Source organism: Anaerococcus provencensis, assembly GCF_000312365.2.
Taxonomy (GTDB): domain Bacteria; phylum Bacillota; class Clostridia; order Tissierellales; family Peptoniphilaceae; genus Anaerococcus; species Anaerococcus provencensis.
Genome location: NZ_HG003691.1, coordinates 1 through 16,739, shown reverse-complemented (window position 1 = coordinate 16,739; position 16,739 = coordinate 1). Strand labels below are relative to the sequence as shown.

Below are 16,739 nucleotides of genomic sequence, written 5' to 3'. Positions count from 1 at the left end.
GTCTATAAATGGACTTTGTCAAGTGTAAAAAATAATTTTTAATCGTATAATATTTAGGCTAAAGGAGTAATGATGAGACAATATTTAGAAAAACAAAATGTTGATAAAAACTTAATAGATCAACTTGAAATATACAGGAAAGAAAACGGACTCTTTGATGATCCAAGAGTCGTTGAGCCAGAATTCAAATACTATGGCAAAGAAGTATTAGAACAAGCAATATCTGCCATTCTTGCTGGTAAGAACTTGCTTTTAACCGGCCCAAAGGCTACAGGCAAAAACGTACTTTCATCAAATCTTTCCTACCTATTTGCTAGACCTTCATGGAATGTTTCCTTCCATGTGAATACTGATTACAACTCCCTTATCGGTGCAGATACCTTTAAAGATGGAGAAGTTGTTTTTAGAAAAGGACCTATATACGAGGCTGCCCTAAGGGGTGGTTTTGCAGTACTTGATGAAATCAATATGGCAAAAAACGAAGCAATTTCTGTTCTTCACGCAAGTCTTGACCACAGAAGAATCATAGATATAGCTGGATATGAGAAGATTAATCTTGATCCAAACACCAGATTTATTGCAACTATGAACTACGGCTATGTAGGAACTCGTGAAGTGAACGAAGCCTTGGCTTCTAGGTTTATGATTATAAATATGCCAAATATTACTAGAGAAAACTTAGATCAGCTTTTGGCTGACACTTTCCCAAGTCTTAAGGAAAAATACCGCAAGGCTTTCATAGATATGTTCATTTCCCTACAATTTAAATCTGAGAACAATGAAATTTCAACCAAATCGGTCGACCTAAGGGGACTAATATCTGCTATAGATACTATGAAAGTTGGCCTAAATCCCTATAATGCCATACTAATGGGTATTGCTAACAAGTCCTTTGATGAATTTGAACGCGAGATTGTAATTGACACCATTAAGAGTAAGATTCCACAAAATATAGAAGAGAGCATATTCGATGACTGAATCATTGGATAAAATCCGTGAATATAATATTATTTGGGATTTTAGTGAAAACTACAAATTCACTCCCAAAAAAACTTATCCCATGGATGAAGTTTTCAAAAATATTGTAGCGGGTTTTACAATTAAAACTTTTGACACAAAAATGCTCGATTCCTTCTTTGCCTATCTCTACGAAAATAATCCTTTTTATGAGGACTTCAAATTTATGACAAATCTTTTGATAGAAGACATTTGTGTTAAAGAGCTTAGAAAAGATAATCTTGTCATAGAAGATTTGCAAAGAAAATACGCCAAAAAATCACATAGCAAATACAGCCACCACAATCCAGACAATCTAAGAGAGCAAGTGGAAAAAGCATACTATGGACAGATCCTTGGTAAACCTATCATAGAAGGAGCTATTTTTAGAAATATTTACAAGGCCGTTTTTGCCATATACACCACTGATACCAGCACCTTGATTGACAAGCTAAATGAAGTCTTCAAAACTTACTTTAGATTCGATAGAACAAAGGAAGATGAAGAACTATTTGAAGATATGGTTAAGGATAAGGAAGCCAAAGAATTCAAAAATAGTGAAGAAAAGCCATCAGAATATTCTGATGAGAATATAGACCAACAATTTGCCATAGGTTCAGCCGAATTTACCGGCAATATTTACTACGCTGATAAGAAAGAGGACCTAAACAAGAACTTGCTCTTCTTAAACTCTAGCCAAGATGACTACCACTCCTCAGATGAATTTATAGAAGACTTTTTTGGCAAGTCAATTCTTTCTAAAAACATTGTGGAAAATATTGAAAAAGAAGTTGCCAGAGGTATCCACCAAAACAAGAAGCTTTATTTTACAAAAGGCATATATTCAAACAAAGCCAATGCCAGGTTTTATGAAAAAAAGCGCAAGGAACAATCTGATAAAAATAAAAATTATATAGAAAAAAATTACGCAATAAACCACAGAAATATCAACCAGCTAAGCCTTGCCATCAAAAATTCTCTAGCAAGCTATGAAGATTATGAAGACAGGATCAAAAACTACGGTGCCATAGATTCAACCAAGGTATGGCGAGCGCCAATAATCCACGATTACAATGTCTTTAACAACATGGAAAATGACGATGCGAAAAAGTTTAAGGTGGACCTTATCCTGGATTCTTCAGCAAGCCAAATCTACAGGCAGCATATAGTGGCAAATCAAGCATATATAATAGCAAAATCTATGGACTTGGTAGACATACCTATAAGAATCACAGGTTTTTCTACCTTACGTGAACACACGGTTTTTACTGTATATAGGGACTACACAGAAAAAAATAAAAACAAAGAGCTTTATAATTTCTTTGCGGCTGGATCAAACAGGGACGGCCTTGCCTTTAAAACCCTCCACCACATCATAGACACCAAAGATGATAGCAAACACATCATAATAGTACTATCCGATGGCAAGCCAAATGACGAGAGAGCCAATATCAACACAGCCAGACTAAAAGATAAGGACCAATACACAAGCAAAATCGCAATTGATGATACAGCCTTTGAGATAAGAAACCTCCGCAATGACAACGTATCAGTCCTTGGAGTCTTTACAGGTGAAGATGAAGACGTTGAAAACGCAAAGCTAATATACAACAAAGACTTCGTAAGAATAACAAACTTGGAAAACTTCTCCAAGATAGTATCAATATTTATGAAAAATCAAATACTAATGTAAAAAAGCAGGCCCCTCAAGGCCTGCTTTTCTTATCGTCTTTTTCTGGATTCATATTTTCTTGTATTTTCTATTTTCCTTCTATTTTGTTTTGGAAGTTCTATATGTTCGCTTTTATTAGTATTGATGTGCTTTTGAGCTTTTCTTTTTCTAAAATGCTTATGGTAAACGGCATTTATTAGTTCCATTACTTCTGGGATTCTTACTAGTAATATCAAAAATCCATAGACAAGGGCTGCTAATAATATTGCTAGAAGAACCGCCAATATATGTGGAAGATTATCTGCTGTTATAGCATAGATTTTTCCTGCGACAAACGCCATTATTCCTGTTATTATAAGAATCTTCAATATGGATATTAGAGTATTTTTAAATTTGAAACTGCCAAAATTATCTCTAAATTTATAGATCATAAGGCTAGATCCTATGATAGTTGAAATTACTGTTGCATAGGCTATACCATTAAGGCCATAGAATTTGATTAAGATGGCATTTAATATCACATTTATTAATTGTTGGATAACAACGATTATTACTGGGGTTTTGGAATCTCCAACTGCATAGAATCCTCGATCTACTACATCTGTTATAGATTGAAAGATAATAAAAGGTGCATAGGATACCATCATACTTGCAACGGCTATTGTGTCTTCGCTGGTGAAGGCATTTCTTTGATAAACCAATTCTATTACAGGATTTGACAAAACCATCAAGCCAATTGTAGCAGGTATTACCAATAGCATTGTTGTTACTACAGAGGAACTGATTGAGCTTTTCATTTCTTCAATCTTGCCACTTTGACCAAATTCAGCAATTTTGGGGAAAAGAGCTGTGGTTACTGACACCGTGATAACTCCTGTGATTAGTGTTAGCATTGTTTTTGCATAAAATAATACTGCTATACTTTCTTCGCCAAAAAAGGCAGAAGCCATTGAGTTATCAACTATTATGGAAATTTCTCCAGCAGCTGATGATACAATTACCGGTAGGGCGATTATCATCAGCTGTTTTACATATTTATTTGAAAAATCAATTATCTTATTGTGCCTATAGCCAGCTTTTCTTGTGGCTCTTGGAAATAGGATGTATTGTAAAACATTACCCAAAAGGGCACCAATTATTAGAAAGTATGGATTTCCAGTCTTTCCAGTTATAACCGTGAATATTATGATGATAATATTCATTATTATTCCAGTTATGGCTGGATTGAAGAAATCTCCTTTAATGTTTAAGTATCCCCTAAATACGGCAGAATATAGGTAAGCAAATACTGCAAACATCATTATTCTAGTATAATTTGTAGCTAAGTCTAGCAATTCTCCCTCAAGAGATGGAGATAAAATCTTAGAGAATGGTCTGGCAAAGATAAAGCCAATCACTAGAGCTATGGCTCCAAAAACCATCAAGATATTAAATATATTTGAAGTGAATTTCTCTGCTTCTTTGATTCCTTCTTCATTTTTCGCCCTATTGTATATGGGGATAAAGCCTGAAACAATACCAACAGCTACAAAGTTTGCTACTACTACAGGAAGTGTATTTGCAGTTGTATATATTGATTTTATGCCACCTGCCCCAATATAGGATGCCATCACCGCTTCTCTTATAAAACCAAAAATTTTGGAAATTATAGTTATAAGCATAAGCATAAATGTAGTTTGACCCATAATTACCTCACTTATAAGTATCGTCTTAATATTATATCTATATTCATTTTTATTTACAAGTTATAAATAAAAGACATTTTCCAAAGGAATATCAAATTTTGCCATATCATCCTTATCATGAGAAACCAAGATAATAGTTTTTTCCGCAAATTTCTCATTGATAAGATCTATGGCTATATTTTTATTCTCTTCATCAATACCGGCAAAGGGTTCATCCATTATCAAAATATCACCATCAAAGATAAGAGCCCTAGCTATAGCAACTCGTCTTTTCATACCGCCAGAAAATTTAGCTATTGGAGTTTTTAGATTTTCTATATTTAAAATCCCTAAAGTTTCTTCAATCAGTTTAGAATTATCATTAACAATCTTCAAATTATCAAAAGCTGAAATCTCATCAATCAGCCTATCTTCTTGAAAGATGACTGAAGCTTTAGAAAAGTCTTTATAGATATTGCCAGAATCTTCCTTTTCTAAGCCCAAGATTAGATTGATCAAAGTAGTTTTTCCTATGCCAGAGATACCAAATATCCCAAAACGCTCGTCATTTTTTATTTCAAATGACAAATCATCTATGACCTTGTGTTCAAAGGATTTAGTAACATTTTCAAATCTAATCATCATCTTTCTCCAAAATCTTTCTAAGGGAGTATTCAAATATAAAGGATAGCAGAAGGATTGCCAGAGTCCATGCAAGAAGACTTGGCATATCTAGGTATATTTTTGTGTTGTAAAGATTTTTACCTATTGAATTATCTGGAAGTCCTATAACTTCTCCTGCAATACCTGCCTTTAGGACTAGACCCGATACAGATATAATACTTGATTTTATAAAGGACTTGGCCTTGATAAGGTATATATATTTTAACTTATCCAGTTCTTTAACTTCATATATCCTAGCCATTTGCAATAGCTTTTTATCAATTGACTTTAGACCTACATAGGTATTTGTGTAGATAATTGGCATGGCCATGATAAAAGAAACAATGATAGAAAGATTTTTAGTATTAATCCAGAAAAGCAAGAATATCACAAGGCTTGCCAATGGTATTGACCTAAATATTACTATGATTGGGTTGATAAATTCGCAAAACAAATCATTTTTGTAGGAAAAGTAGGCTAGTATTAAGCCAAAAACAATGGAAAGTACAAAGCCTATGAAAATTTTACCAAAGGATGATAATATTGTTATATAAAATTCTTTGGTTATAATAAGGTCAAAAAACCTTTGTAATACAAGAAAAGGAGATGGTAATAGTATCTCCTCTCCTATCAAACTTGCCATTATTTGCCAAATTACTAACCAAACAAGGGCAATTATTATTTTTCTTTTCTTATTTTGTAAAGTAGAAATCATCTTCTGGTATAGATCCGCCTATTAATTGTGGATTAGTATTGTTCAAATCTTCTAGGTGTTTTGCCATCATATCTTTTAGCTTATCACCATCTATATATTCCAAAGCGAGATTTGGAATTGCTTTTTTTGCAACAGGTGCTGGCATTATATCGTATTTTTCTAGCAAAGTTGCTGTTTGGTCTGGATTAGCCTTTGCCTTTTCGATAGAATTTTTAAATGTCTCTAGAAGTTTATCCACATCTATTGTATCAAGATATTCACTTCTGCCAACTAGTACTGATGAAATTAGTGGATAGCCTGCGGCTTTTTCGTAAAGTTCATTTAAGTCAATGGCAACTTTGGCATCTTCTGCCTTTATTAGTACGCTTGATACCATTGGTTCAGGAAGAATTGCAACTTTTGCCTCACCTGCTATTAGTTTTTGAGCTGCTTCATTTGCTTGGGCAAGGTAGTTGATATTTAAATCCTCAGAACTATAGCCATTTGCTTCTAAGATTTTGTTTATTGCAATTTCTGGAGTTGCTCCCTTGCCTGATGCTAGGATTTCTTCACCAGAATTTACTAAATCTTCTAATGAATTTATTTCAACATCGCCATTTGTTACAACATACAAAACTCCAAGGGAATTTGTTGCAAGGACTTTTACTTTGCCCTCTGTTTTGTTATACAAAGTAGCTGCAAGGTTTGCTGGTATGATGGCAAGGTCAGCTTGGCCAGATACTAATTTTGGTACAAGGGCATCTGGAGCTCCATCTACGCTTTCATTTATGGTAAAGTTTGACTCGCCATTTTTTGATTCTTCTACCATATTTATGGCACCAACACTTGTTGGACCAGCAAGCATAGAAAGATTTGCCTCGTAATGCTTAGCATCCTCTTCTTTAGAATCTTCTACTTTTTCTTCTTCTTTTTTATCTTCATCTTCTTTTACATTTGTAGTTTCTTTTGCTTCTTCTTTGCTTTCTTTGTTTTCAACTACAGCTGTATCTGAAGATTTTGTTTGATTTTGGTTTCCACATCCTACTAGGGCCAAGGCTAGTAGGAGGACTAGTGACTTATTCTTTATTTTCATTATTATTCCTATTCTTCGCTAACTTTTAACTTTTCATCATCAGGTCTGTCTTCTGCTGGGATTTTGTCGTTATCTGCTGGGGATCTGTAGATAGATTCCTTGGCAAAGGCGCGAACAGCCTTACCTGTCTTAGTATCGGCAACTACAGTTCCAGGTCCTCCAACACATCCTCCAAAGCAAGCCATACCTTCTATTAGTTTGCCATCCATTTTGCCTAGTTTTGCTAGTTGAGCAAGTTTAACACAGTTTGACAAACCATCTGCACCTTCTACATCAACTTCAATACCTGGTCTGATCTCTTTGGCACGTTTTACTACTGCTTCTGCTACTCCGCCTTTTACAGCGTAGTTTCTACCAGTTTCTGATGCATCCATCATCTCTTCTTCTACTTCTATTTCTGATGGCTCAACTCCCTTGGCCAGGAACATTCCTAAAAGCTCTTCAAAGGTTATTACAAAGTCTATAACTTCAGCTACTTCTTCTTCCAAGGCTTCTAGTTTCTTAGATATACATGGGCCAACAAATACAACCTTACTATCTGGGTCGCGTTTTTTCATTTGTAAACCTGTATAAATCATAGGTGTTGATGATTCTGAAATATAATCATTGATTTCTGGGAATTGGTTTCTAACCATCATCTTCCATGAGAAACAACAGCTGGTTCCCATAAATGGAAATTCTCCTGTAGGAACTTTTTCAAGGTATTCGTGAGCCTCATTCATAGTTGTTAAGTCAGCTCCAAGGCCTACTTCTATTACATCAGTAAATCCAAGTGCTTTTATAGCTTCTCTGATTTGTTTTGGGCTGACATTTGGACCAAATTGGCCTACAAATGATGGTGCAAGGATTGCATACACTTTTTTGTCAGCTTGGATAGCTTTTATAAGTTGGTAGATTTCTGACTTATCAGATATAGCTCCAAATGGACAAGTAGATATACATCTACCGCAAGCAACACACTTGTCAGAATCTATTTGCGCTCTACCAAGTTCATCAGAATGTATAGCCTTAACTCCACAACTTTCTGCACATGGACGTTTTTGGTGGTTGATGGCATTATATGGGCAGACATCGACACACTTACCACATTTGATACACTTATCTTGGTCTATGATTGAACCTTCTGATGTAAATGTTATAGCATTTTTTGGGCAAACATTGACACATGGGTGGCCAATACATGCCTTACATTGGTCAGTAACAGTAACTTTATTTTCTGGACAAGCCTCACAAGCTATCTTTATAACACTAACCAAAGGTGGATGGTAGATTCTCTCTTTGACATCCATTTGATCTAGGCCTTCTGTTATGGCATCTGTCTTATCAGCAGTTCTTGCATCTAGACCTATACCCATACGAAGTCTTTCGCCCATTACAGCTCTTTCACGGAAGATATTTTCCCTATATGTGGCTGATTCTCCTGGCAATATGTCATAAACTTCAAGTCCTATGTCTGTAATTGGCCTATTTTCATATGCAATCTTTGCAATATGCTCAAAGGCCATTCTTCTGATATGTAATATATCTATGTAAGATTCTTTCATCTATTCTCTCCACGTTTTCTTGGATGAAACTGATCAAAAATGTATTCCATCAATACTTCTGGCTTAGCATTTTTGAAATATTTGTCATCGATCTTTGCAAATGGTGCCGATTTTTCTGGTTTGTCAGCCTCATTCATAATATTTTCGTAAACTACTTCAAGTTCTGGTAGTGGACCTAAGTTTTCTATATCATAGGCAACTTCTAAGTCTTTTTTGATTAGATTTGCATAATCATATAGGAACTCATTTCCAGCAGCTGTGCACCTTGCACATGAACAAATTGTAACTTTCATATTTGTCTCCTATCTCTCAATCTCTATATAAATTGTAACAGATAAATAGCTTACAGGCAATGATAAAAATTTATCATCATCTATAAGCTATATTTCCCTATCAAGTTCTAGGGGTATCTCTATAATAAACTTGCTTCCTTGGTTAAGCTTGGATTCAACTTTGATGTCATAAGATAAATATGAACAAATATGTTTTACTATAGATAAACCAAGTCCGGTTGATTTTTGATTTCTTTTCCTGGACTTATCCACCACATAAAACCTCTCAAAAACTCTCTTTTGATCAACTGGACTCATACCTATACCTGTATCTTCGATAATAAGAAAATATGAATTCTCTCCTAGGTCGTAATCCACTATGATGCTACCAGAGACCTTGTTGTACTTTATGGCATTATCAAAAAGATTTGAAACCAAGTCATAAAATAAAGATTTCGAAGTAAAAATTCTATATGGTTTAATCTTATTTGTAACAGTCAAATCTTTGCTAGAAGCTATGCGATCGTACTTTTCTATAGTTGCTGTGACAACATCGTAGATATCGACTTCTACAAAGGATCTCTCAAAATTTTGCTCATCAAGTCTTGAAATCTTAAGGATATCATCTATGATTTCAAGTAGCCTATTGCCCTCTTTGTAGATAATTTGGCCAAATTTTTGGATGTCATTTTCTTTTGCAATACCTGTTGCAATTAGCTCTGCATAGCCATTTATAGACGTGAGGGGACTTTTTAGCTCATGGGTTACATTTGCAGAAAATTCCCTTCTCATTTGTTCAGCTCTTTTTTCTTCTGTATTATCTATAATTATCATGGCAAAGGCTTTTTTTGAATAAGTTGAAAGCGGGTCTATAAATATACGCAAATTATAGCCATTTAGGTTGATATCCAAATCTTTACTGCGTTTTAATATTGCCGCTTCCCTAAGGGCCAGGCTATACTCCCTGTCATCTATTAGATTAGTAATCTTTACAGTGTTGTCTACTCCTAGGTAAGTTTTTGCTGAATCGTTAATTAGCTCGACATTGCCCAAGCCATCAAATAATATAAAACCTTCCTTCATATTTGAAGTAATAGATGTAAACTCCTTAAGCTTAGATGAAAGAGTGTAGTTTTCATCATCTAGCCTATCAATTCTATCAATATAGGCAAGTAATATTTCAGAAAATTCCTCATAATCCTTACTTTTTAGTAGATGGTCTACATATTTTATCTTAAGCCTTGATGTATAAGAATCAATCTCCTTAGCTTGTTTTTTATCAATATATAGATAAACCATTAGACCTAGTAATAAGTGGCCAAGAAGTAAAGGAAATGATAGGTAAAAGCCAATATTATTTCTGGTACTTAAGGCAAGAAGCTTATCAGTATATGACACAAAACTTAACCTATAGCCCAAAAATCCATCGTCAACCTTTATGATATTTGTGGGAGTCTTGGCAAGCTTGGCCTTAGATTTGATCCTACCTGCATTTAAATTGCTAGGATTGTAGTAAATATCATTATCGCCATCTACAAATACTACAGATATCTGAGGGTGTGTATTATTAAATTGTTCTAATGTATGCAAAAAGTCAGCTTCATTTTCCTTAAGTAAAAGAAAGCTCAAAGCATTTTCGTAAAAATTACTTTGAGCATCCTTTTTGTTTTTTATGGAAAAAAAATTGCTGATTAAAAAGCTAGCCAGTATAAGGACTAAGGCTAGACTTTTCATCTTTTTTAAGGCAAGATTTTTCATATGTCTCCAAATTTGTATCCAAGATTTCGAACTGTTTTTATATGCTTGCCACCTGCTAGTAGCTTGTTTCTAAGAGAAGCTATATGTACATCCACTGTACGAGTTTCTCCTTCATAATCATAACCCCAAATCTTTAGCAAGAAGTCTTCACGAGTAATGACATTGCCCATATTATTCATAAATAATAATAGCATTTCAAACTCTTTGAAGGTCAAATCTATAGGTTGGCCATCAACTTTTACAGTTCTTTTTCTAGTGTTGATAGTAATATTATCGTAGTTTACATGATCATTATCTTTTTTGCTAGATCTTCTCAAAATTGCCTTGACCCTTGAAATGAGTTCAAGGATGGAAAAAGGTTTTGTAATATAATCATCAGCTCCAGACTCAAGGCCCAATACCTTGTCAAATTCATCCGTTCTTGCTGTAAGAAGGATTATAGGTATATCAGAAAATTCTCGGATTTCTTCTAGAATTTCTATCCCATCCTTGCCTGGTAGCATGATGTCTAGGATTAAAAGCTCTCCACCATCTTTTTTGATTAGCTCTACAATATCTAAACCGTCTTCAAAAGTCTTTATTTGGTAGCCTTTTTCTGATAGAGCATAATCAACTAGATTTCGTATAGATTTATCATCTTCAACTACATAAATCATCCTACAACCTCGTTGCTAGATCGCCTACTCTTGCTAATCTATCTCCAAGTCGTTCAAAGTACTTATATAATAACACTTTTTCGGATAATTCCATAGGGCCAATTGCATTTTTCTTATTTTGATCAGCTATATAAGATATTGCCTCTTCAAATAAACTGTTGTTTACTTCATCATCTTCGATAGTTTTTAAACCAAGATCATTGTCGTTGTTTACAAAGCTTTCGATACTATTTGTAGCCATTTGTTTTTCATTTGTTATAAATCTTTTTACAAAATCAATCTCTTCATCTGTTAGGCTGTATTCTAATAAAATCATAGCAGCTTGGGCTAGGTGGCTGGAAATCCTTTTATAGGTACTTGCAAGTTTTATACTCATTTGCAAAAATCTAAGGTCTCTGGCTACTGGTTGTTGCAAAGCCAGTAGCTCAAAGCAAAATCTTTCTATATCAGCTGCATTTCTTCTGATATCATCGTTTAATTCAACGACTTCTTCAAGATTTTTTTTATTTTGGTTTTCTAAGTATAAATCAATCTTATCGTAGCAAAGGATGACCAATTCCATTAGTTCATTTGCCATGGATCTAACAGAATCTAGATCTTGTCTATATCTAGTTCTCATGCTGATTAACCAAACCTTCCTGTAATGTAGTCTTCTGTTCTTCTATCTCTTGGATCTTCAAAGATAGTCTTTGTATCATCCATTTCTATAACTTCCCCTGTTAAGAAGAAGGCTGTTTGATCTGAGATACGAGCAGCTTGTTGCATATTGTGTGTTACTATTACTATTGTATACTTCTCTTTCAAATCTTCCATCAAATCTTCAATAGCTGCTGTAGAAATTGGGTCAAGAGCACTTGTTGGCTCGTCCATTAGGATGATTTCTGGTTTTACTGATAGGGTTCTTGCTATACAAATCCTTTGTTGTTGACCACCAGAAAAAGAAAGGGCATTTTGGTCTAGCTTATCTTTTACTTCATCCCAAATAGAAGCTTGTTTTAATGAGGTTTCTACTATTTCATCAAGGGTATCCTTATCTTTTATGCCCCCAATTTTTGGTCCGTAGGTTAGATTGTCATAAACTGATTTTGAAAATGGGTTTGGACTTTGAAATACCATTCCTACATTACGACGCAATTCTACCACATTGACATTTGGTTGATATATATCTTGATTATTAATTTTTATAAGACCTTCTACCTTACAAGAATCAATTAAATCATTCATTCTGTTGAAGCATTTTAAGGTTGTTGATTTACCACATCCTGATGGTCCTATAAATGCTGTTACTTGACCTTTTTTAATATCCATATTGACACCCTTAAGGGCTTGGAAATCACCATAATATAGGTCAAGGTCTTTTACCAAAATAGCTGTTTCCAAATCAGAAAACCTATTTTTGTAATCTAGGGTATGAACCTTTTTTGTCTCATCTCCATCCTTGTTTTCAATATTAATATCTGATGCACTCTTATTAGAAGAAGTACCAGCATTATCTAATATTTCTTTTGACTTTCCCTTATTATCAGATGTAGATGAAGATTCAAATGTTTGCTTATCCATTTACTTCTCCTCTTATTTTACTAATTCTTTTGTAATTCTACTTGATATCCAGTTGATTACAATTACGAATATTAATAGTAATACTGCTGTTGCGTAAGCTTCTTTTACGTGGAATCCTTCTGATGAAAGCATATACATGTGTATAGCTAATGTTCTACCAGAGTTTTTGAGGCTGGTTGGTACAGAAGGTTGGGTTCCCATGGTGTAAATAAGGGCTGCTGATTCGCCTACAATCCTACCTGTTGCAAGGAATATACCACCCAAGATACCATCCATAGCCTCTGGTATTACTACTTTAAAAATTGTTTGAATTTTAGTAGCTCCTAGGGCAAGAGATGCGTGAGCTTGCAAAGGGTTTACTGTATTAATTGCTTCTTCTGTAGTTCTAATAATAGTAGGTAAGATCATTATTGCAATTGTTAAGCAACCTGCAATCAACGAATATCCCATTCCAAGTCCCATGTTTACTCCACTTACAAAGAATAAGTAACCGAAAAGACCATAAACAATTGATGGGATTGATGATAAGATTTCTGTAGAAAATCTTACAGCTTTTATAAAGCGCTTGTTTTTTGCATAATTTGATAGGTATACTGCTGTAAATATACCCATTGGTAATGTGATTAATAATGTTAAAATTATCGTAAATAATGTTGTTACTAATGCTGGCATAATGGAAACATTTTTTGATGTATATTGCCATTCAAATAATCCAGGCGATATATTTGGAATACCTTGGATTAAAATATAAGCTATGATTATTCCACTAAAAGCATACGCCAAAAAAGTAAATAACATTACAAAAATTTTATATGGTTTTGTCATATTTTACTCCTTAGTTTCATAATTATAGCTTACTTTCATTCTTATCTCTGATAATATTAAATAAGATATTTATTATTAATATGAAGAAGAATAGCACCATGCCTGTAGCAATTAGTGATTCTCTGTGCATTCCTGATGCATAACCCATTTCCAAAACTATGTTTGTTGTAAGAGTTCTTGCTCCCTTTAAAATGGAACCTGGCATCCTTGGTTGGTTACCTATTACTAGATATACAGCCATTGTTTCACCTATAGCTCGTCCTATAGCAAGGATTATTGAAGAGAAAATACCACTTTTTGCATATGGAATCATAACTTTGTGGATAGTTTCTTCTTTTGTTGCTCCCAGTGCTAGGGAACCTGTATAAAAAGTTTTTGGTACTTGACGAAGAGAGTTCTCTGAAATATTTACCATTGTAGGCAAAATCATAATACTAAGTAGTATAGATGCTGTAAGCATATTGTACTGTGGTGCACGGAATAACTTTCCTATAATTGGTGCAAGCACAACCATGGCAAAGAAACCATATACTACTGAAGGGATAGCTGCCATTAAATTGATTAGTGATTTTAGAAATCCATAACTTTTACCAGCATAATATGCCATATATATAGAAACAGCTAGGCCAAAAGGAAGGGCTATAAGAGTTGACACTAGCGTTACTATAATAGAGCCTACTATCATAGGAAATATTCCAAAGCTAGCAGGCTTTGCTGTTGGGGCCCATTTAGAACCCGTTATAAATGGAACAAGTCCGTATTTACTTACGAATTTTATTCCTGATCTAAAGATAAAGAATATAATCAATAGTATAAGTATTACGGACATTGCTGCTGATATAAGGAATATGATTTCTCCAAATCTTTCCTTAAAATTTTTCATTTATTATTTTAAATCTCCAGTATTTGTAATTTCACCTGAGAAGATTTGTCTTAGTTGTTCAACTGTTAGGTCTTCAACTTTACTTTCATTATTAACAACTACTGCAATACCGTCTGTTGCAATAACTTCTGGTGTAAGTTGTTCTTTTTCTTCATCTTTAAGTTCTCTTGAAGCCATAGCAATGTCTGCTGATTCGTCTATTGTTGCTTCAATACCTGAAGATGATCCTGTAGATTGTAGGTCGATTTGTACATCTGGGTTAAGTTCTTTGTAAGCTTCGATGAATTTTTCCATTAATGGAGTAACTGATGTAGAACCAGCAACTGTGATGCTACCGCTTAAACCCTCAGCTCCTTCATAAGCTTTTGTATCGCTTAGAGGTACATAACCTTCTTCTTTAACAATTTCTTGAGCTTCTGTTGATAGGCAGTAAGCTAAGAAGTCTTTTGAAATATCGTTTAGTTTGTCTTCTTTGTAAGCAAGGTTAAATGGTCTAGAAATTTTGTATGAACCATTTACAATGTTTTCTTCTGTTGCTTCAACGCCTTCTACTTTTACAGCTTTAACTGTATCGTTAAGTGAACCAAGAGAAATATAGCCGATAGCATTTGGATCTTGAGCTACTGATGTCATTACACCGTTTGTAGAGTTTTGAACTACAGCATCAACTGTTGTTTTGTCTTCTTTTGTGCCATCTGCTGCTTCTTCTTCAAGACCAACAAGTTCGATGAAAGCTCCTCTTGTACCTGAACCTTCTTCTCTTGAGATTACTGAGAAGTCATAGTCTGCTTGGTCAGCAGTATCTTTTGTTTCCTCTTCTTTTTTGTCTTCTTCAGCAGGTTCTTCTGTTTTTGTTTCTTCAGTTTTATCAGCTTCTTTATTTTCTTCTGTTGTTGCAGCTGGCTCTTCTGTTTTGTTTTCAGCTGCGTTGTTACCACATGCAGACAATACTAATCCTAGGGATAAAGCTGCTGCAATTATTTTTGAATTTTTAAGTGTCATGAAAAATCTCCTTATAGTTTGTATAATTTTGTTTTCTTAAGTAGTGTACAGGAAGATAATTAAGATTAGTTAAAGCCTTTGTAAAATTTATGTAAAATCATAAATTTATGGCTAAATATCATATATTCCAAACTACATTAGTACTTTACCCACTTCTAATAGCAATAAACTCTTTATCACACTAATTACCCAAGCTTGACATAGGCTCATATAAAATTATAATTTATAAATAATGAATAATTAGATAAGAGGCAATGATGACACAAGTAATTTTCCCGGAAGGATATAAATCAAACAAAGATTTGTATACCACCCAACTATTAATAAAAGAAATAAAAGATTATTTCCAAATAAACTTAGCAAACAATTTGAACCTTAAGAGGGTCAGTGCTCCACTTTTTGTATCAACAGAATCTGGATTAAATGACAACCTAAATGGCCACGAAGGTCCAGTAATCTTTGATGTACCAAATGCTGACAAGGAAGAGCTAGAGATAGTCCACTCCCTTGCCAAGTGGAAAAGATATGCCCTCAAAAAATATGACTTTAAAGTTCACGAAGGCTTATACACAGATATGAACGCCATCAGGCGTTGCGAAGTTCCTGACAATACCCACTCTTTTTATGTAGACCAATGGGACTGGGAGCTTATAATAGATAAAGAAGACAGAAACGAAAAATACTTAAAAGAAATAGTGGAAGTAATATATAGAACCCTAAAATCTCTTGACGAATACCTATCTACACTTATTCCAGATAGGCACAAGCTTTTAAAGGATCAAATAACCTTCATAACTACAGAAGAGTTACTACAAAAATATCCTGAAATCGAGGATGCAACTGAAAGAGAAAAACTTGCTGCCAAAGAATACGGGGCAATATTTTTAATGCAAATAGGTGGCAAGCTATCAAATGGTAAAAAACACGATAACCGTGCCCCAGACTATGACGACTGGTTACTAAACGGAGATATAATAGTATATAACCCAGTTCTAGATGACCAACTAGAGCTATCATCAATGGGTATCAGAGTAGATCCACACAGGCTAAACGAACAATTAAAACTATCAAATAACCTAGAAAGACTAAAATACGAATACCACAGAATGCTAATAGAAGGAAAGCTACCACTTACTGTAGGTGGAGGTATAGGCCAATCTAGGCTATGTATGTTCTTCCTACAAAAAGCCCACATAGGAGAAGTCCAAGTTTCCTACTGGCCAGATCAACACAGAAAGGCTCTGGAAAACAAGGGCATATACTTACTTTAAAATACAAGACAAAGATACCAGGATTAGTTTTATACTTTTTCTGGTTTTTCTTATGTAAAAATACAATCAGAACTACCAGCTTAGCTGGTAGTTTCCACAGCGCCTAGAAGGCGCGAATACCGGCACGCCCCTATTGGGGCTCCGAGTATTATCTCCACATGCACCACTTTCTCAGCTTCTGCTTAA

General features: G+C 34.4%; 16 protein-coding genes. 3 read left to right on the top strand and 13 right to left on the bottom strand.

All coding sequences use genetic code 11. The features are described 5' to 3' along the window. The first annotated feature begins 72 nt into the window (after positions 1-72). Both BN38_RS10200 and BN38_RS10195 read left to right on the top strand, forming a co-directional pair. A complete protein-coding gene (locus BN38_RS10200; protein WP_044567602.1) occupies positions 73-978 on the top strand; it encodes an AAA family ATPase in 906 nt (301 codons plus the stop codon). After that, positions 971-2,689 carry a vWA domain-containing protein gene (locus BN38_RS10195; RefSeq protein ID WP_044567599.1) on the top strand — a complete coding sequence of 573 codons (1,719 nt, stop codon included), beginning with the start codon at positions 971-973 and terminating at the stop codon, positions 2,687-2,689. The genes BN38_RS10200 and BN38_RS10195 overlap by 8 nt, the downstream gene beginning before the upstream one ends. 29 nt (positions 2,690-2,718) lie before the next feature. Here BN38_RS10195 and murJ read toward each other — a convergent pair whose 3' ends face one another. The 13 genes from murJ to BN38_RS10130 form a co-directional block, all read right to left on the bottom strand. Continuing rightward, entirely contained in the window at positions 2,719-4,353 is a 1,635-nt protein-coding gene (murJ, locus tag BN38_RS10190) for a murein biosynthesis integral membrane protein MurJ (protein ID WP_084593794.1), read from the bottom strand. A 60-nt stretch (positions 4,354-4,413) separates the two neighbouring features. Beyond that, entirely contained in the window at positions 4,414-4,974 is a 561-nt protein-coding gene (locus tag BN38_RS10185; RefSeq protein WP_049944500.1) for an ATP-binding cassette domain-containing protein, read from the bottom strand. Beyond that, positions 4,967-5,710 (bottom strand): ABC transporter permease, encoded by a 744-nt coding sequence (locus tag BN38_RS10180; RefSeq protein WP_044567594.1) that lies wholly within the window; start codon positions 5,708-5,710, stop codon positions 4,967-4,969. Before BN38_RS10180 ends, BN38_RS10185 begins: the two co-directional genes overlap by 8 nt. After that, on the bottom strand, positions 5,688-6,782 hold the full coding sequence (locus BN38_RS10175; RefSeq protein ID WP_049944499.1) for an ABC transporter substrate-binding protein: 1,095 nt from the start codon (positions 6,780-6,782) through the stop codon (positions 5,688-5,690). The genes BN38_RS10180 and BN38_RS10175 overlap by 23 nt, the downstream gene beginning before the upstream one ends. 8 nt (positions 6,783-6,790) lie before the next feature. Beyond that, a complete protein-coding gene (locus BN38_RS10170) occupies positions 6,791-8,326 on the bottom strand; it encodes a 4Fe-4S dicluster domain-containing protein (protein WP_044567592.1) in 1,536 nt (511 codons plus the stop codon). Beyond that, complete coding sequence (locus BN38_RS10165) at positions 8,323-8,619, bottom strand: hypothetical protein (protein ID WP_044567590.1); 297 nt, start codon at positions 8,617-8,619, stop codon at positions 8,323-8,325. Before BN38_RS10165 ends, BN38_RS10170 begins: the two co-directional genes overlap by 4 nt. 87 nt (positions 8,620-8,706) lie before the next feature. Continuing rightward, positions 8,707-10,356 carry a sensor histidine kinase gene (locus tag BN38_RS10160; protein ID WP_044567588.1) on the bottom strand — a complete coding sequence of 550 codons (1,650 nt, stop codon included), beginning with the start codon at positions 10,354-10,356 and terminating at the stop codon, positions 8,707-8,709. Beyond that, on the bottom strand, positions 10,353-11,012 hold the full coding sequence (locus tag BN38_RS10155) for a response regulator transcription factor (protein ID WP_044567586.1): 660 nt from the start codon (positions 11,010-11,012) through the stop codon (positions 10,353-10,355). Before BN38_RS10155 ends, BN38_RS10160 begins: the two co-directional genes overlap by 4 nt. A gap of 1 nt (position 11,013) precedes the next feature. Further along, positions 11,014-11,631 (bottom strand): phosphate signaling complex PhoU family protein, encoded by a 618-nt coding sequence (locus BN38_RS10150; protein ID WP_044567585.1) that lies wholly within the window; start codon positions 11,629-11,631, stop codon positions 11,014-11,016. A 5-nt stretch (positions 11,632-11,636) separates the two neighbouring features. Then, complete coding sequence (gene pstB / locus BN38_RS10145; protein WP_230197788.1) at positions 11,637-12,392, bottom strand: phosphate ABC transporter ATP-binding protein PstB; 756 nt, start codon at positions 12,390-12,392, stop codon at positions 11,637-11,639. 192 nt (positions 12,393-12,584) lie between these two features. Next, positions 12,585-13,397 carry a phosphate ABC transporter permease PstA gene (pstA, locus tag BN38_RS10140; RefSeq protein WP_044567582.1) on the bottom strand — a complete coding sequence of 271 codons (813 nt, stop codon included), beginning with the start codon at positions 13,395-13,397 and terminating at the stop codon, positions 12,585-12,587. Positions 13,398-13,419: 22 nt separating this feature from the next. Beyond that, positions 13,420-14,280 carry a phosphate ABC transporter permease subunit PstC gene (gene pstC, locus BN38_RS10135; RefSeq protein ID WP_044567580.1) on the bottom strand — a complete coding sequence of 287 codons (861 nt, stop codon included), beginning with the start codon at positions 14,278-14,280 and terminating at the stop codon, positions 13,420-13,422. A 3-nt stretch (positions 14,281-14,283) separates the two neighbouring features. Continuing rightward, positions 14,284-15,282, bottom strand: coding sequence for a substrate-binding domain-containing protein (locus tag BN38_RS10130; protein WP_044567579.1), 999 nt, complete (start codon positions 15,280-15,282; stop codon positions 14,284-14,286). A 257-nt stretch (positions 15,283-15,539) separates the two neighbouring features. Between BN38_RS10130 and asnA the strand changes: the two genes are divergently transcribed. Beyond that, on the top strand, positions 15,540-16,553 hold the full coding sequence (gene asnA / locus BN38_RS10125; protein WP_044567577.1) for an aspartate--ammonia ligase: 1,014 nt from the start codon (positions 15,540-15,542) through the stop codon (positions 16,551-16,553). Positions 16,554-16,739: the final 186 nt, after the last annotated feature.